The 21106-nt window shown below is 54.3% G+C and carries 14 protein-coding genes; 9 read left to right on the forward strand and 5 right to left on the reverse strand.

The features are described from left to right. Positions 1-37 precede the first annotated feature (37 nt). Positions 38-1264, forward strand: coding sequence for a pyridoxal-phosphate-dependent aminotransferase family protein (locus KRAC_RS23280; RefSeq protein ID WP_007911340.1), 1227 nt, complete (start codon positions 38-40; stop codon positions 1262-1264). 55 nt (positions 1265-1319) lie between these two features. Here the strand turns inward: KRAC_RS23280 and KRAC_RS23285 are convergent, their stop codons facing one another. The 3 genes from KRAC_RS23285 to KRAC_RS23295 all read right to left on the reverse strand — a co-directional run bounded on the left by KRAC_RS23285 (position 1320) and on the right by KRAC_RS23295 (position 5564). Beyond that, on the reverse strand, positions 1320-3641 hold the full coding sequence (locus KRAC_RS23285; RefSeq protein ID WP_007911341.1) for an FUSC family protein: 2322 nt from the start codon (positions 3639-3641) through the stop codon (positions 1320-1322). A gap of 374 nt (positions 3642-4015) precedes the next feature. Then, complete coding sequence (locus KRAC_RS23290; RefSeq protein ID WP_007911342.1) at positions 4016-4549, reverse strand: hypothetical protein; 534 nt, start codon at positions 4547-4549, stop codon at positions 4016-4018. 289 nt (positions 4550-4838) lie between these two features. Then, positions 4839-5564, reverse strand: coding sequence for a hypothetical protein (locus tag KRAC_RS23295; protein WP_007911344.1), 726 nt, complete (start codon positions 5562-5564; stop codon positions 4839-4841). A gap of 135 nt (positions 5565-5699) precedes the next feature. Between KRAC_RS23295 and KRAC_RS23300 the strand changes: the two genes are divergently transcribed. After that, positions 5700-8303 (forward strand): tetratricopeptide repeat protein, encoded by a 2604-nt coding sequence (locus KRAC_RS23300; protein WP_007911346.1) that lies wholly within the window; start codon positions 5700-5702, stop codon positions 8301-8303. A gap of 128 nt (positions 8304-8431) precedes the next feature. Here the strand turns inward: KRAC_RS23300 and KRAC_RS23305 are convergent, their stop codons facing one another. After that, complete coding sequence (locus KRAC_RS23305; RefSeq protein ID WP_007911349.1) at positions 8432-8614, reverse strand: hypothetical protein; 183 nt, start codon at positions 8612-8614, stop codon at positions 8432-8434. A gap of 237 nt (positions 8615-8851) precedes the next feature. On the opposite strand from KRAC_RS23305, the gene KRAC_RS71565 reads away from it, so the two are divergent. From KRAC_RS71565 to KRAC_RS23315, 3 genes are all read left to right on the forward strand, one after another. Continuing rightward, the gene (locus KRAC_RS71565; RefSeq protein WP_157506983.1) at positions 8852-9022 is read left to right on the forward strand and encodes a hypothetical protein; all 171 of its coding nucleotides are present in this window, start codon (positions 8852-8854) and stop codon (positions 9020-9022) included. A gap of 686 nt (positions 9023-9708) precedes the next feature. Next, on the forward strand, positions 9709-11337 hold the full coding sequence (locus KRAC_RS23310) for an RNA polymerase sigma factor (protein WP_007911353.1): 1629 nt from the start codon (positions 9709-9711) through the stop codon (positions 11335-11337). A gap of 173 nt (positions 11338-11510) precedes the next feature. Continuing rightward, positions 11511-12683 carry a glycosyltransferase family 4 protein gene (locus KRAC_RS23315; protein WP_007911355.1) on the forward strand — a complete coding sequence of 391 codons (1173 nt, stop codon included), beginning with the start codon at positions 11511-11513 and terminating at the stop codon, positions 12681-12683. 64 nt (positions 12684-12747) lie between these two features. Here KRAC_RS23315 and KRAC_RS23320 read toward each other — a convergent pair whose 3' ends face one another. Next, positions 12748-13524, reverse strand: coding sequence for a class I SAM-dependent methyltransferase (locus KRAC_RS23320; protein ID WP_007911356.1), 777 nt, complete (start codon positions 13522-13524; stop codon positions 12748-12750). Between the two features lie 876 nt (positions 13525-14400). On the opposite strand from KRAC_RS23320, the gene KRAC_RS23330 reads away from it, so the two are divergent. The 4 genes from KRAC_RS23330 (at position 14401) to KRAC_RS23350 (ending at position 20671) form a co-directional block, all read left to right on the forward strand. Then, a complete protein-coding gene (locus KRAC_RS23330) occupies positions 14401-15162 on the forward strand; it encodes an immunity protein Imm33 domain-containing protein (RefSeq protein WP_007911357.1) in 762 nt (253 codons plus the stop codon). A gap of 828 nt (positions 15163-15990) precedes the next feature. Further along, complete coding sequence (locus KRAC_RS23340; protein ID WP_007911359.1) at positions 15991-16599, forward strand: IS607 family transposase; 609 nt, start codon at positions 15991-15993, stop codon at positions 16597-16599. Then, the gene (locus tag KRAC_RS23345; protein WP_040441717.1) at positions 16568-18019 is read left to right on the forward strand and encodes an RNA-guided endonuclease TnpB family protein; all 1452 of its coding nucleotides are present in this window, start codon (positions 16568-16570) and stop codon (positions 18017-18019) included. The genes KRAC_RS23340 and KRAC_RS23345 overlap by 32 nt, the downstream gene beginning before the upstream one ends. 564 nt (positions 18020-18583) lie before the next feature. Then, positions 18584-20671 (forward strand): serine/threonine-protein kinase, encoded by a 2088-nt coding sequence (locus KRAC_RS23350; protein WP_007911361.1) that lies wholly within the window; start codon positions 18584-18586, stop codon positions 20669-20671. The last annotated feature ends 435 nt before the right edge of the window (positions 20672-21106 follow it).

The following is a 21106-nucleotide window of genomic DNA, read 5'->3' on the forward strand; positions in this document are numbered from 1 at the left end:
CACACACCATAAACATGACTAGAAGGGAAAACTACCCATGTCGCAAACATTTGCCCGCCCATTTACAGGCTCCTCAGAGGGGGCTACGCCTCCCGAGCTGAATCCTTCCTATCGCCTGCTACTGGGGCCTGGTCCCTGCAATGTTGATCCGCGTGTGCTACGGGTGGGTGCCGCGCCTCAACTGGGACATCTCGATCCAGAGCTCTTCGCGATTATGCAGGAGACCGCCGGGCTGCTGCGCTGGCTCTTCCAGACCGAGAACGAGCTGACCTGCTGCGTCTCTGGCTCGGGCTTCTCTGGGGCCGAGGCCGTGCTAACCAACCTACTTGAGCCTGGCGATACTCTGATCGCGGGGAGCCTGGGCTACTTCAGCGGTAAGATCATTGATATCTCGCGCCGCGCCGGAGCTAATGTTATTGTACTGACGACCGAGCCAGGCCAGCCCCTGGATGCCGCAGCCCTTGAGCAAGCCTTCAAGGAGCATCCCGAGGCCAAGATCTTCGCTACCGCCATCGCAGAGACCTCGACCGGGCTACATCAGCCACTCGCAGACCTTGAGCGCGTGACCCATGCCCATAACGCGCTCTTTGTCGTTGATACCGTCTGTGGCCTGGGTGGCCTCCCCGTGCAGATCGACGCTCTACACATCGACGCCTCCTATTCTGGAAGCCAGAAGTGCATCGGCGCGCTACCCGGGCTGGCCCCTGTGACGCTCAATGAGCGCGCCATCGAGGTAATCAAGAAGCGCCGCACGCCCGTTCAGAGCTATTATCTCGATCTCCTGGCGCTCAATCGCTACTGGAACGGCGATCACGCCTACCACCATACGATTTGTAGTAATCTTGTCTATGGGATGTACGAAGCCCTGCGCATCGCACACGCTGAGGGACTCGAAGCTCGCTTCACGCGCCACCAGCTCCACGGCGATGCCCTCAAAGCCGGTATCAAGGCTATGGGCCTGGAACTGCTTGCCCAGCCCGGCTATCAGCTTCCCGTGCTCACGGCCATCCTCATCCCCGAAGGTGTCGATGAGCTGGCTGTACGCAAGGCCCTCCTCAACGAGTACAGCATCGAGGTCGGAGGTGGGCTTGGCGAGCTCAAAGGGCGCCTCATCCGCATCGGACTGATGGGCTACAATGCCAGCCGCCAGAACGTCTACACCGTCTTGAGCGCCCTGGAACATATCCTGCCTGAATGTGGCTACACACTCCCCCAACCCGGCGCCGCACTCAAAGCCTCCGAAGCCCATTATCAGGCGCATTAGTCCCCCACAGTAGCCGCGTACGCCAGTAGCGGGCGCCCGCTACTGGCGTACGCAGCTACTGTATTCCTATCTTCACGGTCTCCCACATGCCGGTGGTATATTGGGCGATCTCGTCGAGGACCAGCATCATGGGGACAAGGTCTTTTAAGGCCTGGCGACGAGTGCTCATGGCCTGGGTCTGCATGTGCTCGGCCCGCTGCCAGCTCAGGCGCTCGGCAATCAGGCTTTGCAGGGTCGCCTGCAACTCTTGCAGGTTCTCCACCAGGCCGCTTACCTCCTGCGCCTGCTTGCCTTCAAGGAGCGCCGCCTCAATCTGGTGCAAGACGTTGTCTATGGTTCTGGCGAAGCGCTCCAGGCGAGGGAGATTGCGCCGTTCGCGCACCATCAACGGGATGTGCGCGGAGAGCGCGGTAATACAATCGGCGAGCTGCTGATTATAGGTAATCAAGGCGTCCCAGCGCTCAACATCTCCCCGCTGCCCCTTTGGCTCGTCCATGAGGCTCTGAAAGGCACTTGCGACATCGGCGTTGGTCAGCGACATGGCTTTATATACTTTATGCATACCGTTGATGCTGCTCTCCTGGCCCTCGTAGCCCGCCAGCACGCGCCGCAGGTACTCGCGGTTGGCAGCGATAGCCTTCGCCAGCCGTTTGGGCAGGCGCTCTCGCTCCCACTCTGGCCAGAGGAAGCCCACCGCCAGCAGCGACAGTAGACAGCCCAGCAGCGTACAGCCCACGCGCAGAAGGGCGATCTCCCATTGACCCGGCGTGGCCATGGAATTGAGCAACAGGGAGAAGGGGGCGATAAACATCACGAAGACGCGATAATTGCGCTGGTAGTAGCAGAAGCCGATAAAGCCAAAGACCGCCAGTAGCAGCAGCATCTCGGATGGCACGCGTACGAGGGCGACCAGGGCGGCAGCAATGCAGGCTCCAATACATGTGCCTATAAAGCGCTGCGCCAGTTTCTGGTTCGAGGTACTATAATTCGGCTTGAGGCACACCATGATCGTCAGGGCAATCCAGAAACCATGCGGTATCTCAAACAGTCTGTAGATCGCTGTGGCAACTCCCATCGCCAGGCCGATTCTCAGGGCATGGCGGAAGGTGGCCGACTGCATCGTAAACTGGGTCTTTAAGGTCTCCAGGGGATTCTTGCGCTTTACCTCCTGGCGGTAGGCCAGGCGCAGCGCCGTTTGGAGCAGGCTCTCTTCCTGGTCCTGTTGCTTCAGCATCGCGACGATTACCAGCAGGGCATTGCTTACCTGGTGGCAGGTTCGCAGCACCTGCAAGACCTGCATCATCCCCTTATAATCTTCCTCATCCACCAGCCGCGTCAGGTGAACCCTGGTCAGGGTGCTCGCGCGCCCCACTGGCTCCGCCGTGTAGCGCGCCATCAGGGACTGCATGTGGCGTCGCAACTCGTCCTCACGCGCCTTCACCTCCACCAGCCTGCGATTCAGCTCATTCGTCTCTACCAGCACCTTCTCGTTCAAGGCCGAGGCACCCACCTGACGCAAGACACGCCCAAACTCGCTGACCGCCGCGTTCAATGCCTGGCGCACAGGTTCCACGCGCGCAACCTGTGGCATTGATTCGCCAAACTTTCCCAGTGAGATCGCCGTCTGAAAGAAGTGGTCCGCGTGCAGGGTTAAGAGGAAGAGGCGCTGCAAGGGCAGGGGCGTCTCCTCCGACCCGGCATGCACGGCGACTACCATGCTATGCGCCTGGTTATAGGCCTGCCAGACCTGTCCACGCGCGCGCTTGAGGGCTTTCCGCTGTCCCTCGTCATACATCGGACCCTCCAGCGCACCACAAAAGCCAGCCAGCGCCCGGTAATAGCTCGCCACGGCCTGTCTCTCCGGCTGGTAGGGCCTCAGCGGCCACAGCAATAGCGTCGGTACTATGGCCCACAGACCACAGATGAGCATAGACAGCGCCACATAGATACCGGTCTGCCAGCTCCCCTCCTCGCTCAACACCATGGCAAAGACAATTGTAACCAGGAGACCCACACGCCCCGCCGAGGTCCCAAATATTCCTAACATATTCAAAATAAAAGGAATCAACAGAGCGGCCGCTATCGCCAGTACAACGCCGCTAACGCTCAGGCCGCTCGCCAGGAAGGCAATTATGGCCATGCCGCTCGCGATACACAGCATGTCCACCACTCGGTCGCGATAGCGTCCACTCGTGCCACCAATGGCTGTATATAATCCACCCAGCATCCCCATGGCCGCCAGTTTACTCTGACCAATAGCGGGACCAATAAGCAAAGGCGGCAGTACGACCAGGATCAGGCGTGCCCCATAAGCCAGGTCCGCCCGCGTCAACTGGAACTGCCGCCAGAAAGCAGAGAAATGCACCAACTTTTTCATAAGACCTCATAATATCAAAAAAGCATAGAACCAGGCCCAACACCAAACTCACACCACGTAATACAGAGAAATATTCCACTGTGGTCATGCTTATACACAGGCCCGCAGGCCCACCATACATCATCTCAGAGGAGAAAAACGGGGGGAAACAGAAACGCTCACCCTTCACCCTATTAGTGTATACCCAACACCAATCCAAAAGCAACCAGCCATTACTTCGAACGGTGCCAAAAATAAAAAAGAACCCGCATCGGATGCGTGGGGGGACCGCAAAACCCCACGCATGCCGACCGGGGGTGAGGGAGCAAAGGGACGGTGTGGTGTATGGCACCCATTGCTCAACCCGGTGTTTAGCCCGCTACTTGGGCTGTTGGTTACAGGACGATGATGGCTTCGCGCTCGATTTCGCGCGGCTTGATGATGGGCCTGGGCATTGAGGCTACCATCAGGATGTAGCCTGTGGCCAGGATCGATGAGATGTCAATGCCAAACTTGCGCAGCTTGATGCGTGTGCGCGAGAGGGCATCGCGAATCGGGCGCATCTCCTGGTCCCATTGCTCATCCTCTATCGCCTGGTCGAGCTTCTCGCGGCTCTCCTCGACGTTCTCCTCGCTGACGCTGCCGTTATAGAAGCTGGCATATAACACTTCGTATGGGCAGTAGTAGGGGAACATCTCCAGCAGCGGGAGCAGAACGCTCATCTCGGTGCCGGTAAACTGCTCCTGCGCGATCATCAGCAGGCGGTCGCTCTCGTATGAGAGATAGGAGAGCGTACCAAATTTGGGATTGAGGGCCATAATATGCCCTTGCGGCAACGCATCTTGCAGGGAGAAGTGTAAGATTTCGTTGTCTCGTCGCAGATCGCTTGAAGTCATCTTGCTTTTACTGCGTGTTGCTGGCCTTTGCATGCTGTTTTCTCCTGCCTTGTGAGTGCGTGGCGCTATTGGTACGGCTCTACAGGGTTCCGCTGCTCATGGCCCCCATCGGTAGGGACCCGGTTTACCGCGTCCGAAGGCGATTGATCGCCTGTGGGCGCAGCCCGAACCGTTCCTGTTGGGGACCGCTAACTATATGGTAGGTGCATACCCAGCAAAAGTAGGCTTGCGCCGCTCTGCCATGAATGGCGCTCGGACACGATAAATCGGGTCCCTACCAAGGTTGCGAGCATTCATGCGCAATACATTGGTACCGAACAACCTACAGGGTTCCGTTGCCTATGGCGGCGAGCAGATAGCCGCAGACCATGATACCTACAATTCCTAACACCAGCAGGCTCAACAGCCAGAGGAAGAGGCGTCTCCCTTTCACAGGCTGCTCGTGATTGCTCATGGCAGGTACATGCTGCTCTACCTGCGTCGCTGCGGATTGCGTGGGCTTCGCCTCCAGGATGATCGGTGTCATACCAGTGGCCTGGCCACGCTGCCGGAGAAGCTTCTGCGTAGTAATGCGGCTTATCTCGGCGGCTGGACTGGCCTCATAGATCCAGTCGATCGCTTCCTGGTGCAGTGGCTCGCTCTGGACCCGTATGCCTGAAACAGCGAATTCATCCATTTGTTCAGGTGCTTCCCACACGCCCTCCCAGACATATTCATCGGAGTTCTGTGTGGCCTCGCTCTCAAATGGAACAAGGTCTATGCTGCGTACGCGCCGCACACCTGGATATGCCCGCGTCGCCGCCGTTCCCTGTACAGGATTCCACACATTCGCTCTGCATTCTTGCTCTTGCATATGCATCGCCGCTCCTTTGTTGCCTGTGCCCGGAAAGAAATGCCTGTGTCCTGGTTTTGCTACCTTCTTAATAAAAAAGGTTCTGGGGAAGAGTTCCTCATCACTCCCTGGCAGCCAGTCCCTTAGTTGCCGGCGCTTACGCGCTCGGGGTTTGATGCGCTTCAGTCCCTCCCCCCCTTGCCCGGCTTCTACCATTCCGCGTATTCCCTCACGTAGCAGGTAGATTTACTGATCTAATTATGCCTGATGAACATGTACAGAGCAAAGATCATATGTTATCATTCAATTAAACATATTTATCATTTTCTGTTGCCCAGAAAGGAATGGCACGTGGATCACATTCCCTCAACTGAGCCACAACCGCGTCTGAAGCTCACCGAAGCTCGGATCGCACGCTCACTCTCACAGCAGGATGTCGCGGAACAGATCGGGACCACGCATGTGAATGTGAGCCGCTGGGAGCGCGGCATTACGCGCCCCAATCCTTATTTTCGGCGCAAACTCTGCCAGCTCTTCGGGCTGACCACCCAGGAACTTGACCTTGTACCCAGCGCAAGCTCCGAACCCCCAGCCGCTACCACTTCAAATATTGATGAAGTAGAATCTCCTGCCGAGGAGTCTCCCACGCCTGCCGCTACTATTGTTGATCCAGCCGTTCCGCTCCTGCCTGCCATTCGCCTGGTTGGCCGCGATGAAGAGCTTGCCGATATCAAACGCCGCCTCTTCACGGGCGGTAACGTGGCCCTGACTGCGCTCAATGGCCTGCCCGGCGTGGGCAAGACGACGCTCTCCATCGCCCTGGCCCATGACCGCGATGTGCGCGCCCATTTCCGCGATGGTATTCTCTGGGCCGGCCTTGGTCCAAAACCAAACATCCTGGGTCTGCTGAGTCGCTGGGGCACCCTCCTGGGCATCTCCGCGACCGAGATGGCCTCTCTGAGCGATGTACACGCCTGGGCGCGCGCCATTCATAACGCCATTGGCACACGCTATATGCTCCTGGTCATCGACGACGCCTGGAGCACCGAGGAGGCCCTGGCCTTCAAGGTTGGTGGCTCCAATTGCGCGCACCTGCTGACCACGCGCTATCCCGAGATCGCCTCGTTTATCGCCCTGGATGGCGCGAAGAAGATCCAGGCTCTCAACGACGAGGAGAGCATGACCCTGCTGCGCCTCCTCGCGCCGGGCGTGGTTGATCGCGAGGTACAGAAGGCCCAGGACCTCGTCCACGCCGTGGGCGGTCTCCCCCTGGCCCTGACCCTCATGGGCAACTACCTGCGCAAACAGACCTATAGCGGGCAGACCCGCCGCATCACCGCCGCCCTGGAGCGCCTGAGCAACGCCGAGGAGCGCCTGCAAATCCAGGAGCCACACGGCCCCGTCGAGGCTCATCCCAGCCTGACTACAGATATCCAGCTCTCGCTACACTCCGTCATCTCCGTCACCGATCAGCAGCTCAGCCCGGCCACGCGCTCGGCCTTCTACGCCCTCTCCGTCTTCCCTGCACGCCCCAACACATTCTCCGAGGAGGCAGCCCTGGCCGTCGCCACCTGCGAGGTCGACATCCTCGACACCCTCATCGACATCGGCATCCTGGAGAGCAGCGGAGCCAGCCGCTACACCCTCCACCAGACCATTCGCGACTACACCTATCTCCAGCTCCAGCGCTCACCAGAGCACGATGCCGCCCAGCGCCGCCTCGTCGCCTACACCTGCGCCTTCCTCGCGGAGCACAGCAGCGACTACGAGCAGCTTGAGCTTGAGAGTCCCACCATCCTCACGGCTCTCGAACAGGCCCACCGGCTCGCCATGCTGCCTGAGCTGATCCAGGGCACCATCGCCTTCACCCCCTACCTCCAGCTCCGTGGTCTCTACGCCCAGGCCGAGCAGCACCTCCAGCGCGCCCAGGAAGCCGCCCTTACCCTCAACGACCAGCGCACCCTCTCCACCCTCCTCCTCTACACCGGCCAGGTCCTCCAGCAACAGGGAAAACTCCCCCAGGCCGCAGATGTCTTCCAGCAGGGCCTCACCCTCGCCCGCGAGCACAATAATCCAGAGCAGATTAGCGCCTTCTTGAATGATCTAGGATGGGTTACCTGGAAACTTGGTAACTACACAGAAGCAGAAAAATACCTGCAAGAAGGCTTAGTCATAGCACGCAAGATCGATAACAAAAAGCGTATAAGTAGCATACTAAGGGTTTTAGGCTCTGTTTATGATTTACGAGGAGAGTCAGCGAAATCAAAAGAATGCTTACAAGAAGGTTTAACTATCGCACAGCAAATGCAAGATCATGAGTTAGCGATTGCTATCTTGACTAACCTGGGTGTAAATGCTGGTCAACAAGGAAACTATTTGCAAGCGAAAAAATACTTTCAAGAAGGCTTAGAAACAGCGCGGCATATTGGTCATCGTCAGCGAACCAGTGCTCTATTAGCTAATCTTGGCGCTGCTGAAATGGATATGAAGAATTATGTACAGGCTGAGGCATATTTAAAAGAGGGGCTAGAAGTTGCCCGTCAAATTGAGCATCGAGAGTGGACTAGTATTTTGCTTATCAACTTAGGCTTAGTAACTCGTAGAAAAGGAAGTTATAAACAAGCAGAGTCTTATCTACAAGAAAGTTTAACCTTGTCAAGACAAGTTGGCATTCCTCAGATGACAGCAGGAGCTCTGTACGAATTGGGTAATGTTCTCCTCATACAGAATAGGCTTCAAGAAGCAGATGGCGCTTTCTCTGAGATGCTAGATATCCTGCCTGAAGGTGCTATTGATCAAAAAGCCCAGGCTCAATATGGTCTGGCACGCATTGCCGCCATACAAGAAAATACACAGAAGGCACAGCAATTAGGCGAACAGAGTTTGAAAGTTCTAGAACAGATAGGTCATGGCAATGCCGAAGAGGTACGCGAGTGGCTATCTTCCATCAAATAAGGATAACAAAAATAACAATGCTAACACGCAACAACTACCCGTAGGCGCGTACGTAAATAGCGCATCCCCCGCCAGGGAGCGCCAGCGAGCGAAGGTGGCGCTGCTCCCTGAATTTACCCATAGGCTTTTTAATCATGCCAGTATATATCTGGCTGTGCGCTTGGAGTTGGCGTAGTCTGGTCAGTGGCTTGGTGACGCGGCGGGGTGACGCCGGCGGCGTGGGTGTAGGCGAATGAGCCGATGGCGACGACGGTGATGACGATGAGCAAGACGACCAGTGGAATAATCCAACGCAGCATATTTCTGAACATACGATTTCTCTACCTTTCCCTGGGAAATAATCGCGCGTATTCACTACCTGAAGCCTCAAGTTGCGGTCCAACCCGGCATATCCATGATCTCCAATTTAGTAGGCGTGAGTGAGCCTGCCTACTCGCCACCAGTCCCACTGGTGTTCAGGATACCCGTTTCTGCCTATGGGCTTCAAGCATCAATACGTGTACATCCCCCAAAATTACTATCATGTGCCTCTTGGGTGCCTGACGCACATGATCCATACATTGTTACTTTCCGATCCACGGATGTGCAGTGCTGCCTTTCGCAGTGGGGTCGTGCTAGCAAATGCCCCACTGGCGTTCAGGGGGATTGTGGTCACTGGGTGCCAGCTCTGGGCTACCACAATCCGCGCGAACCCTGCCATTGGCGGCGAGCATGTGTGAGCCAGCTCACGCGCCAACAAAGTAATCTCGTATCCTGCGACCAACCCGCCAGAAATATTCCCGATCTCAACCCCTCTGGGTGATGAGGTTGTGTCTTATTCTAAAAGACTGAAAACAGAACTTTCACGGGTCAAATGTCTTATACCTCAGTATCGATACCTAGAAAAGATAGTATAAGATTTTTTGCCAATCGTCATGTCTAGCATCTTTTCTGGCAAAAAGTACTAGCATGGTCCCGAAGGTTGAAAAAAATAACCTGCTCAACGAGCAATCTTGCCCCATTATAGCACAAAAACACCTTCTGCACTCATCAAAGCCATCAAATTTATGCGTGACGTCCACAAAAATTGGTATATCTTGTTCTTCAACCTTCAACTTCCTTAGTACCAATAAGCCACCGCAAGTACATGTTATTTCCATATATTGTAATGTTATAATACCAACATCACCTGTAACCCTGAAGAGCGCTGTAAAGCCATCCCGTTTCCCTTCATAGGCGCCCGATTTATGACGTTGCTGGGAAATTGAGGAACGCGCCCCCCTCGGTTGTGACGCCTTTCGCGGAGGCTTGCTCGAACAACCTGATGAAATTTCCCAGCAACGTCATAAATCGGGCGCCCATGGGAATTGGAAGCGCCGTAAATGGGGGCCGCAGAAAATTTGTTTCCAATCGAGGAGCCAAGACTATGAGCAGTTCCGGTGACAAGGATTTTATCTCGCAGGCGCAGGCTGGCGATATCGCGGGTATGCAGGGGCTCTTCATGCGCTATAGCTCCAGCATTCAGCTCTATCTTGTTCGCCTGCTGGGGGAAGAGAAAGCCACCCCTTTGACTGTTCATACCTTTCGGAGTGCCTGGGAGGCTCTGCCAGGTCTGGAGCCTGGTGCGGATTTTCTCACCTGGCTCTACCGTATCGCGACCAATATCGCCTATGATGCTCAGGAGCCCTCTGCTCGCGGTCTGCGTCGCCATTCCTGGCCCCTCTATCAGCTCCTCGCGCTGCCTACAAGCACCCCTCCACTCATTAAGGCGGTGCTTCGCTTGCCATTCTATGAACGAGCCTGCCTGGTCCTACATGTGGTGGCCCGGCTCTCGCTGGCTGAGGTTGCCGCTTGCCTGGGCCTACCGGAGCGGCGCGTGCGCACCCATCTGGAGTCGGCCTGGTCCTGGCTGCGTTCTGGTGAATATGCCTCCGCGACGGAGGAGGAGCTTCGCGAGGCAATTCTGGCTCTGCCACAGCCTGGCGAGCAGGTCAACTCACCCTTTCTCGCTAGAGAAGAAGAGGAGGGTGAACAGTCCGATCAGCAGGGACTGACTCTGCTTCGCCTCTCATCCTCGGCCTCCTATACTCGCCCACTACGCCAACGCATCTTCCTGCGCCTGGGCCTGATGCTTACCTCTCTGCTTCTCGTCGTCTCTCTACTCACGTCCGGTATGGCTCTACTGCTTGTGAATAAAAATCAGTTAGTCTCTTCAGGCCAGCTTAAAGCACCTCCAGTCTTTACCCCTGCGTACTATGATGCCCGCGTCGACCGGCCAGCTTGCTTCTTCGCCGACGAGTCCAACGATAGCCACGCGCAGCCCTCCATCTGCAACTCACATCTCTATAGCGATATTAATCAGCAACAATCTACGCGCCCCGGCTTTATTTTCAGGCTTCAACAGGCCTACGCCGATGCTAATGCTATCGGCCTGGCTTATACCCTCCTCCAGTCCGCTTACAACAACCTGAACGATGTCCCGGACATGTTTGGCACGCTCTCCATCCAGGAACTACACACAAGCATAACCATAGGGCACAAGTACGCGGCCTATAGCACGTTCTTTGGCCAGTACAACACCAACAACGATATCTCTTTCTTCTATCTGCCCTCAAGTCCAACCCCAGGCGAAATTCACCAGCTTCATGTAACCCTGGATATCCACTCGATGTGGCTTGTCGACCAGACGACAGGCGGCACCACTACCGTCTATAAGGGGTCACAGCCGCTCCGTTTTCAATTCACCCTGCCTTTTCACACTGGGCAGATCATTCCCACACCCCGCTCCAGCCACAATGCGCCATATAGCCTCTCACAGGTAACGATCACGCCCAGCATGACTCATGTCACACTGAACTGTCTCCAATCCTTGGCCTGCAAGAATATTGCCAACCTCCTCCTGACGGCCGGGAACAGCGCCTATCTGCCTTCAGATGTACGCTGGCACCTCCCCACCATCGACCTCTATTACCGCGCCACCAGCTTCCAGAAGCATAGCACCTGGCATCTCTCCGCCACCAGCCCCACCGTCAGCATCCCCTCCATCTATTTTTAGTGGCAAAAACAAAGGGCAATATATGCAAGGGCACCCCCACCAGACTACTATGCATGAGTAACCTTCTACCCAGAGAGAATCGTACTATAAAGGGATGAGGTAAGTAAGATTGTGTTGGTTGGAAGAAGAATACTTTGATTCTATGAATATACGAAAGGCACAAAAAGTCATTTATGAGTATAAAGCAAAAGAAACGCTTAAAAATCGCGCAGATCGCACCGCCCTGGCTGCCAATTCCTCCGGAAAACTATGGCGGGACAGAGTCTGTTTTGAAAAATCTTGTGGAAGAGCTTGTCGCCGAGGGACACGATGTTACCCTCTATGCACCTGCCGATGCACAGACATCGGCCCGGCATATCTCATTTTATCATGACTCGCTCTTGAAAGAGGGTACCCCCTGGCAAGCACACCTTAAGGCCTACTTCCATATGTATAAAGCCGTGCAGCACATCCAGCAGGAGAATGACTACGATGTCGTTCATGGGCATCTCTCTTCATCCACAGATATGTATCTTCTGCCTATGCTGGCCTCGCTGGAGATGGCACATATCATTACGATGCATAGCCATATACCCTTTGACCGGGTCGGCACCTGGCAGGGTGACGCGGACAACTACTTCTTCTATGAATGGGGGCGTCAGTGCCCCGTCGTCGCGATCAGTCGCAAGGCCTGCCAGGTGGAGGCGGGACAGGGGGCCTTAAATTGGGCAGGCGTTGTCTACAATGGTATCTCCATGAACGAGTACGCTATTCCAGCCGATGCCCAGGTTGAGCCGTACTATGTCTGGCTGGGTCGCTTTTCGCCCGAAAAGGGACCGCACCTGGCTATTGAGGCGGCACGACGTGCTGGAGTTCCTCTGCATTTGGGCGGAACCATTGATACATCTTCGCCTGAGGCTGAGCAGTACTTCCATGAGCAGCTTGAGCCTCAGTTTGATGATAAGCAGATACGCTATCTCGGCCCCCTGGATATAGAGGGCAAGATCCAGGCCTTTAGCCGCGCCACGGCGTTTCTCAACCCTATCGAGTGGGAAGAACCCTTTGGCATGGTTATGGTCGAGGCCATGGCCCTGGGCTGTCCCGTGATTACCTTTGGACGCGGCGCGGCGCCCGAGGTTGTGTATGACGGTGTCAGTGGCTTCGTTGTGGATACACTCGACGAAATGGTCGAGGCCATGCCGCGTGTGAAAGACCTCGACCGCACCCAGGTGCGTGCCCATGTCGACGAACACTTCTCGTCCAGGGCCATGACTCGCGCGTACCTCGATGTCTACCGCCAGGTTATGCCCGATACCGTTCAGTCAGATCGCTGTCTCCTCCCCATTAGTCATCCCGGCGCCATCTAAAACCCGGTGAATAAGAAGAGGTTCTGGCTGGGAAGGGCGTGCCCTTCCCAGCCAGAACCTCTTCTTACTTATTTTTCTCGCCGACAAATAGCCCGGTTGGGAGATCAAACCAGTCGACGCCATCTACCTGCTGTAGCTTGAGGCTGGCTCGCTCCTCTGGGGTGGCCGCCGCGAACATAGATAGGATGCGTTGCACATTCTCCGTGGGCGTGCGCATACGCTGCGTCCACGTTGGCACGTCCATGTGAATGCCCCAACTACGCTCGAGGCGCGCCGAAATACCTGCCTCCTCCAATAGGTGTAGCCACGTGCTCACAGAACGGTTGCGTATATGTGAGGGATCGCGCAGGACCTCGATCTGGTTAATAAAGTCGTCCGGCACCTGCTCCTCTGGTACGATTGCATCAATCAATACCAGTCGCCCGCCGGGTTTAAGGAGACGCGCCCACTCTCTCACCGCCTGGGGCAAGTCCACAAAATGGTGCGCCGAGTGACGGCATGCCACGGCATCCGCGTATGTATCCGGTAGTGGAAGCGCGTGCGCATCCCCCTCGATAAAACGCACATTGGCGATATGGCGCTCCTGAGCGAGCTTGCGGCCCGCCTCAAGCATAGGTGCTGTGAAGTCAATGGCCACAACCTCGCGGGCATGGGGGGCCAGCGCCAGCGCGGTATGCCCCGTCCCGGTCGCTACATCCACCACTACCTCGCTCCCATCCAGCCGCGCCGCCTCGACTAGCCACTGTAAATCAGGTCCCTGGGCATGCACTGCGCTGGTGACATAATCGCTGGCAGCCACGCCAAAGCGGCTCTGAATCCGCTCATTACGCTCATCGGTCATAAGTTTTCTCCTCTTCTACAGCCCGGGCATATCCTCAAGGTTGTGCACAGTCCAAGTATACCCGCTCCTGCTTGATATTGTCCAATACTTATTTCTGCAAAAAGTGATGCTTTGTAGGCATCACTTTTCTCTTCTCAGAGAATTACGTGCGAGACAGAAGGGCGAATCTGCCAAACATGGGCACACGTTCACAGCATCTGGAGGCTGCCTCCCTTTCATACACAGGCGATCAATCGCCTTCGGACGCGGTAAAACCGGGTCCCTACCGAGGTTGTGACGCCTTTCGCAGAGGCTTGTTCGAACAATCTGATAAGATTTCCCAGCAAAGTCATTTATCGGGTGCCCTATGTGGGTTGGGGGCGCTCTTCTCGGCATCTCCGTTATGGAAAGTCGCCTGGGAATTTTTTTTGATTTTGTTGGTACCTTTGCGTCAATTAAAGCAGGGAAGCAGGCTAAATTTTTACGGTATTTTAATGAGCTTTTATTGCTTAGTGCTGCTTTTGTTAAATCCACCAGTAACAAAAACAAGCAGGCTTATCGCATGATCCGGTTCTAGAAGCCAATCCGTTTTGCTACTGCACTTAACGAACGGAGCACTAGACTTTGTCCATGGATGGTTGTTTAAAACCGCTCCACAAGCGGGTCATTGTATTGGTTTTTACAGAAGGGTTTCTATAGTTAAGATAGGGCAATCTTGGGATTTTACGCTGGTATATAGCCAAAAAAGCGATTTCTCAAGGTTGCTCGTGTATTAAGTTTCCTTGAGAAATTAGCGCTAAGTTCGATATATTTGTTAAGCTTTACAAGCTTTCAGAAGGTGTTTATGAGCCTTATGGCTTGCTATTACGCCAGCCGTTTTGCTAGAATAGCTTTGTTATGCATATTTATTTTCACAATGCCGAAGATCAGCAGCGCTGGGCATATACAGAAGGATTGAACGTTTTAGGGCAGCGTGAGCTCGCGGTCCTGGCTCCCTGGTCGAATGATGACCTGCGCCACAGGCTCCTGCTTAACTTGCTGGAGTTTATAGAGTGCTATATTCAGAGCCAGCCGAAGCGTATTCTGCCTGGGCAGACATTTCAGTATGACTGGTCATTATTGCGCTTTGTAAGTGACGAGGATAATATTAGTGGCACAGGCTCAGATACGCTGCTTATTGAGGAGCAGGAGTCCCTCTTCGCATTTGATGATGTGCCTTTTGTGCCTGGGGTAGCGCGAACTCTGGAGCTTATGCAAATCCAGCATAAGGCCATGCAGCGCAACCGGGTTACGGGTAATGTGCAATATCCTTTTCCCGCACATTTCGCACTTATTGGTAGTTGTGTGACACCAGAGACTATCCAGCAATTACGCCCTCTGATGGCCGAACGGTACCATGAGCCTGAGGGCCAGTTTAGTGGCTGGTTTATTGGCTGTTGTGATAAGAGCCACGACCATGATAATCCTGATGAGCTGGGCAAGGTTCATCTAATGCATATCGTGAAGGGGTTGCCAGCTCTGTTCCCATATATCGCTATGCCAATTGGAACTGCACTGCTCTTTGAAGAAGACAAGGTGGTTGTCTTTCTTCCTGGCAAGGAACAGGGTTTTGTTGATTCAGAAGCTCATCTTAACTATTCTACCCTCTTGAGCTTATAACTATCACCTCTTGCCATTGATATGTGATTGATATGTGTAAGAAGGCTAGAGCTGGTTTATCTATTTTACTTCTAGCCTTCTTGTGGGTGCAGAGGGGGAGAGTTGAAGTCCACGACACGAGAAACTAGGTGCTCTTCTGATGCGGTCCCATTGGCTTGTTAGGCGGAAGGACGTTTTATTTTTGTCCATTAGTGATGAATCTAATGTATATGATCTCAACCGCTAAGATGTCAAAATGGATGTCAGAATTTCTATTGTATGACGCGACATGCATAGCCTCTGCTTTCTTCTCCGAGCCAACCAGGGCGGGTCGTGCCTGCTTGACAGCCGCTATAACGTGTTCACAATGTCCTCTACTCTTGGCTTGCTGGTTCTTTGGTAGTTTCGACTTAATAAAGCAGATGAGAGCGAAGCCCAGGGAGGCCGCGACTGGGAAGACCATATTAGCAAGCAGAATGATATCGGTCTATGAGAGACTCATCTGGAATTAATTCTTCTACGATATAATCTCATCAATTACTGCGGGAGTCACAATAACCCCCACTAACTGCAGGTCGGAGAGTCGGGAGAAGTCCCGACTCTTTTTATTTGTTACTGAAAATGTCGCCTTGAGATTGTTAATCATGTTGAGGGCGTTAGCGAGGTCTTCTTTGCCGCTTTAGTGATTTTCATTATTATATTTAACCACAAATGACCTATCTACCTTTTGTTTTATCCACATTTTTATCCACAAAATATGAAGCGCGAGGTATCCATTTTGTATAAGCAACCATCACAAAGTATCATCATCTCTTGCATATCTCAAGCAGATAGAGTATACTTGGATGTATGAAGTTATCGAGTTATGCCAAGAAGATTGGGATCAGTTATAACAGCGCCTGGCGTATGTGGAAACGCGGCCAGATTCCCGGCTATCAATTGCCCACCGGCACCGTGATCATTGATCCGCCAGAGCTTCGCTCGGTTCCGGTCCACGTCGTCGCTGTGTATGCTCGTGTTTCAAGCAGCGAAAACAAAGACAACCTGGAAAGGCAAGCCGAGCGGCTGGTGACCTGGTGCAATGCCCAAGGCTGGTCGGTCAGCAAAGTCGTCAAAGAGTGCGGCAGTGGCATCAACGATCAGCGGCCCAAGTTTCTGGCGCTGCTGGCAGATCCCAAAATCGGGCAGATCGTGGTTGAACACAAAGATCGCGCTTCTCGCTTTGGCGTGGCCTATATTCAGACCTTGTTGGCTATGCAAGGACGGAAACTGGTCATCGTCAACACCGCTGATACCGCCGAAGATGATCTCATGGGCGATTTTATCAGCATCATTCCCTCGTTTTGCGCTCGTCTTTATGGTCGCAGACGAGCCAAACGCAAGACGGAACAAGTGCTAGCGGCTTTGCAGCAGAATGGACCCGCCCGTGAGCAAGAAGCCCCAAAAAGCCTCGCTTGATGAGAAAAAAAAGCGCAAGCGCAAAAAGAAGACGAAGCAGACCATCACTCGAGCGGTGACCCATATCCGTCTCATTGAGGCCAATCCTGGCAAACTTGAGGCGCTCGATCAGCTTGTGGCGGTTTACTTGCCGCTGTGCCAACAGTACACCACCCTGTTTTGCGAGGCCGAGACAAGCCCGGACAAGTACCAAGAAACCGTCTTCAAAACCGATCTTTCCGACCGCTTGCATCGAGTGGCAATACAGCAAGCCGCAGGCATTGCCAAAAGCGTTCGCACCAATCGAGCGAACGCCTATCAGGCGTACCTGGAAGATGTGGCTGATTACGCTCAGGCCAAGGCTCAGGCGGAAGGCCGGATGTCCGCCTTCAAACGCCGCGAACCGACCTGGACCGAATGGGATCTCCCTGTGCTGCGTGTGCCAGTCATCCAAGCCAATGTCAACGTGGTGGTGCTCGAGAAGTCGGAGGACTCCACGTTCGACTACTGGCTGCGCGTGTCCACCTTAGATGTCGGGAATCCGCTTCGAGTCCCAGTCAAACTCGCCTCCTATCACAAACGAGCACTCGAAGGCCGCACGCTCAATGCATCCACAACACTTCACAAGCGCAATGGAGTCTGGTGGCTGACGCTCTCCTTTGACGAGGACGTTCCTCTTCAAACCAAGCCTGACGCCCCTACAGTAGGCGTCGATGTGGGCATTGCCCATTTCCTCACGACCTCCACCAATAAAGCGTATGGCAGTTTTCATGGCAAGATGGCCCGACAGCACAAGCACGATCGGGAAAAGCGTCGCCGCAAGGCGAAACTGCGAGCCTGTCTGGAAAAGAAAGGCGTCCCAAAGGGCAAGCTTCCTTCGACAAGTTCTGAAACGTCGCAACGCTTGAGCCGTCACGTCAAGCAAGAGATCAACCGGGCGGTCAATGCGTTGGTCAAAGATCATCGAGATGCCAGACTCATTTATGAGGACCTCAATGTGGCCTCGATGCGCTTCAAAGCAAGGGTGATGAACAGTTATCTGTATGCTTCTCACCTGGGGCATATCCCAGAGCAGCTGGCCTGGGCCGCCGCCAAACAGGGCATGGCAGCCCACACGGTCCGAGCCGCCTATTCCTCTCAGGAATGCCCCCGCTGCCATTATGTCGATCGCGCTAATCGGCCGAACCAGAAAACCTTCAAGTGCCTGGTCTGTGGTTACGCAGACCAGGCCGACCGCAAAGCCGCACAGACGCTCGCGGGACGCTGGGGGGATCGGAAACTGGCGGCATGTCGCTCGACCTCGGAGGTCAAGGCGCTCCTCATGACGCGGCATGAAGCGTGGAAACAGCAGAATCAGCAGAGGATCCAGGATGCTGGGCCTCCCGTCCAGTTGAGCTTCTGGGATCCCCCAGAGATGTTCCTGGAATCATCTCACGAGTGAACATCTCTCAGTAGAGAGAGGTGCATAGGATGCTCGTAGTGCATCCTCCCGCCTAGTCCGCTGTTTGGTAAACAGGCGTAGGTTAAAGTGAGAAGGATAATCATTGCAATAGATGGTTATGCTTTGATCAACTATTAAAGGGGAACATGTTCTATAGCTTGCCATTGATGCCAATGGCCGGGATCTATTCAGTTTATTTGTGGGTGTTTGTTGTCGCCTTCCTGGTGCTTGAAATCTGGCTTTGTTGTTTGTGTATATTGGTGTTCACTTACGTAAATTTGTGGGTGTCGCTGTACTAAATGCTGTACTAGCTATACTGGTGTAAGCGCTTATAGGCTTTATGGGGTCAGCGCATCCAAACCTGAAAACTGTACGCTAAGGTTTAGATGCGCTGACCCCATGATAAACAGAGCAAGCAAATAGCGACCGTCTAGATCTCTCTAAAGGAAGCGATCATGTAATATACTACAATACTAGTCTTACTACTTGAGTTATGTTATACTCCAAATGATTGCTCCCTCCATCGCATGGACTCTATTCGGATACTCTAAGGAGATCGACCAGATGAGAGATCGTGTTGGGCAACAGATTGGCAACTATCGACTGGTCCGTCTCTTAGGAGAAGGCGGCTTCGCGGAAGTCTATCTGGGCGAACATCTCTATTTAAGCTCACAAGCGGCCATCAAGCTCCTCCATACCCACGTTGCCCAGAGCGACATCGCTCAGTTCCAGCAAGAGGGACGCATGCTTGCCAACCTGATCCATCCCAATATTGTCCGTATCCTGGACTTTGGAATCGACGATCGTACCCCCTATTTGATTATGGACTATGCTCCTGGTGGGACGCTGCGTACACGTCATCCTAAAGGCACTCGTCTGCCACTCTCGACGGTGGTGCAGTACGTCAAACAGATCGGACAAGCGCTTCAGTATGCACATGATCAGAAGTTTATTCACCGGGATATCAAGCCCGAAAACATGCTCATCGGTCGCAATGGCGACCTCCTGCTCAGCGATTTCGGCCTTGCCTTGATCGCACAGAGTTCGCGCTCCCAGAGTACCAAAGATATAGCCGGCACCATTGCCTACATGGCTCCTGAACAAATCGAAGCTCATCCTCGTCCCGCCAGTGACCAGTATTCTCTTGGTATCGTCATCTATGGGTGGCTCTGTGGAGAGCATCCTTTTCGTGGTTCATTTACCGAGATTGCCATGAAGCAGAGCATCGCTCCGCCCTCTTCGCTTGTCGAGCAACTTCCCTCGCTTCCACCAGCCGTGGAGCGGGTTATTTTCACAGTGCTTGCGAAGAAGCCCGAAGATCGTTTTGCCTCGATCGGCTCCTTCGTCACCGCTTTGGAGCAGGCAAGTACGATCGAGCCTCCATCTATAACGCCACCACCACCGCTAAGACGGCCAACAACACAATCGCCACCCCACGCTGAGGAGAGAGCGAAGCCGAAAAATCAGGAAGAGCTTCCAGCACCATTGGACGCTCCCGGCATGCAACCTTCCGCATTTGCGGTGTCTTCTCCATCCAGGTCATCTCTTACCTTCCTTGATGGAACGAACGTTACGGCAAAGGCATCTTCGCCCTTTCCCCAACGTCTCTCACGCCGCAGTGTCGTAGCAGGCTTGGTGGTGCTGGTGGGGGCAGGAGGGAGTGTCATGTGGTGGACGAGTACGCACGTCATTCCAACCAGTACTCATGTAGCTCCAATAGGAACCCACCTAGTTCCAATAGGAACCCACCTTTATACGTACAAAGGCCATACCGGTACCGTGTATGCAGTGGCCTGGTCGCCGCCTGATGGCAAGCGCATCGCCTCTGGGAGCGATGATGGTACAGTGCAGGTGTGGAATGCTGCTGATGGCAGCCAACCCTACACGTACAAAGGTCATACCGGTACCGTGTATGCAGTGGCTTGGTCGCCTGATGGCAAGCGCATTGCCTCTGGAAGCGATGATGGTACAGTGCAGGTGTGGAATGCTGCTGATGGCAGCCAACCCTACACGTACAAAGGCCATTCCGCTATCGTGCGTGCAGTGGCTTGGTCGCCTGATGGCAAGCGCATCGCCTCTGGGAGCGATGATGGTGCAGTGCAGGTGTGGAATGCTGCTGATGGCAGCCAACCCTACACGTACAAAGGCCATTCCAGTTTTGGCGTGTATGCAGTGGCCTGGTCGCCCGATGGCAAGCGCATCGCCTCTGGGGGCTTTGATTTCACGGTACAGGTGTGGAATGCTGCTGATGGCAGCCAACCCTATACCTACAACGGCAATCCCAGTGTCGTGGAATCAGTGGCCTGGTCGCCTGATGGCAAGCGCATTGTCTCTGGGAGCTGGGGTAACACAGTAGATAACACAGTACAGGTGTGGAATGCTGCTGATGGCAACCAACCCTATATTTACAAAGGCCATTTCCATGGCGTGTATGCAAGTGGCGTGTATGCAGTGGCCTGGTCGCCTGATGGCAAGCGCATCGCCTCTGGGGGCTGGGATAACACAGTACAGGTGTGGAATGCTGCTGATGGCAGCCAACCCTACACGTACAAAGGCCATGCCGATGGCGTGGAAGTAGTGGCTTGGTCGCCTGATGGTAAGCGCATTGCCTCTGGGAGCGATGATCACACAGTGCAGGTGTGGATTTCCTAACAAATCTTTCTGTTGCAAGGCATACCCTCACATTGCGCGTCCTTTTGCTTCGCTCCATTCTTTACAAGTTATCCATATACCGATACTGGTTGATACCCCAACGTTGGGCTATGTGAACGTGACAAGCCAAGCTGTGAGTGTCGTGCAACGCGCAGCATGCGGACCCACAAGGGGTAATGCAAGTGATCCCCGGTCAGCCGCATATCTCTCAATAGATCACTGCGTAGGGCCATTCTGCTACCCGCACCGGCCAGGTCATACTTGGGGTCAGCAAATAAGGGAACATGTATTCTAATCAAGCTCAATTAGCTGATGAGTTTATGTGTCAAAAATGGCGAATTTATAGTAGTAATGACAGGATGCATAGGAGGGGCAGTGGTATACACCCTGGATGCCTGATGAGGGAGAGTTGAACCCCCTTTGATGGGTTTTTGG

Origin of the sequence: Ktedonobacter racemifer DSM 44963, from assembly GCF_000178855.1 — a bacterium.
In the GTDB taxonomy this organism is placed as follows: domain Bacteria; phylum Chloroflexota; class Ktedonobacteria; order Ktedonobacterales; family Ktedonobacteraceae; genus Ktedonobacter; species Ktedonobacter racemifer.

Coding starts and splice junctions, on each gene's coding strand:
- KRAC_RS23280 (WP_007911340.1), top strand. CDS start 38: ATGTCGCAAACATTTGCCCGCCCATTTACAGGCTCCTCAGAGGGGGCT.
- KRAC_RS23285 (WP_007911341.1), bottom strand. CDS start 3,641: ATGAAAAAGTTGGTGCATTTCTCTGCTTTCTGGCGGCAGTTCCAGTTG.
- KRAC_RS23290 (WP_007911342.1), bottom strand. CDS start 4,549: ATGCAAAGGCCAGCAACACGCAGTAAAAGCAAGATGACTTCAAGCGAT.
- KRAC_RS23295 (WP_007911344.1), bottom strand. CDS start 5,564: ATGGTAGAAGCCGGGCAAGGGGGGGAGGGACTGAAGCGCATCAAACCC.
- KRAC_RS23305 (WP_007911349.1), bottom strand. CDS start 8,614: ATGTTCAGAAATATGCTGCGTTGGATTATTCCACTGGTCGTCTTGCTC.
- KRAC_RS71565 (WP_157506983.1), top strand. CDS start 8,852: ATGATCCATACATTGTTACTTTCCGATCCACGGATGTGCAGTGCTGCC.
- KRAC_RS23310 (WP_007911353.1), top strand. CDS start 9,709: ATGAGCAGTTCCGGTGACAAGGATTTTATCTCGCAGGCGCAGGCTGGC.
- KRAC_RS23315 (WP_007911355.1), top strand. CDS start 11,511: ATGAGTATAAAGCAAAAGAAACGCTTAAAAATCGCGCAGATCGCACCG.
- KRAC_RS23320 (WP_007911356.1), bottom strand. CDS start 13,524: ATGACCGATGAGCGTAATGAGCGGATTCAGAGCCGCTTTGGCGTGGCT.
- KRAC_RS23330 (WP_007911357.1), top strand. CDS start 14,401: ATGCATATTTATTTTCACAATGCCGAAGATCAGCAGCGCTGGGCATAT.
- KRAC_RS23340 (WP_007911359.1), top strand. CDS start 15,991: ATGAAGTTATCGAGTTATGCCAAGAAGATTGGGATCAGTTATAACAGC.
- KRAC_RS23350 (WP_007911361.1), top strand. CDS start 18,584: ATGAGAGATCGTGTTGGGCAACAGATTGGCAACTATCGACTGGTCCGT.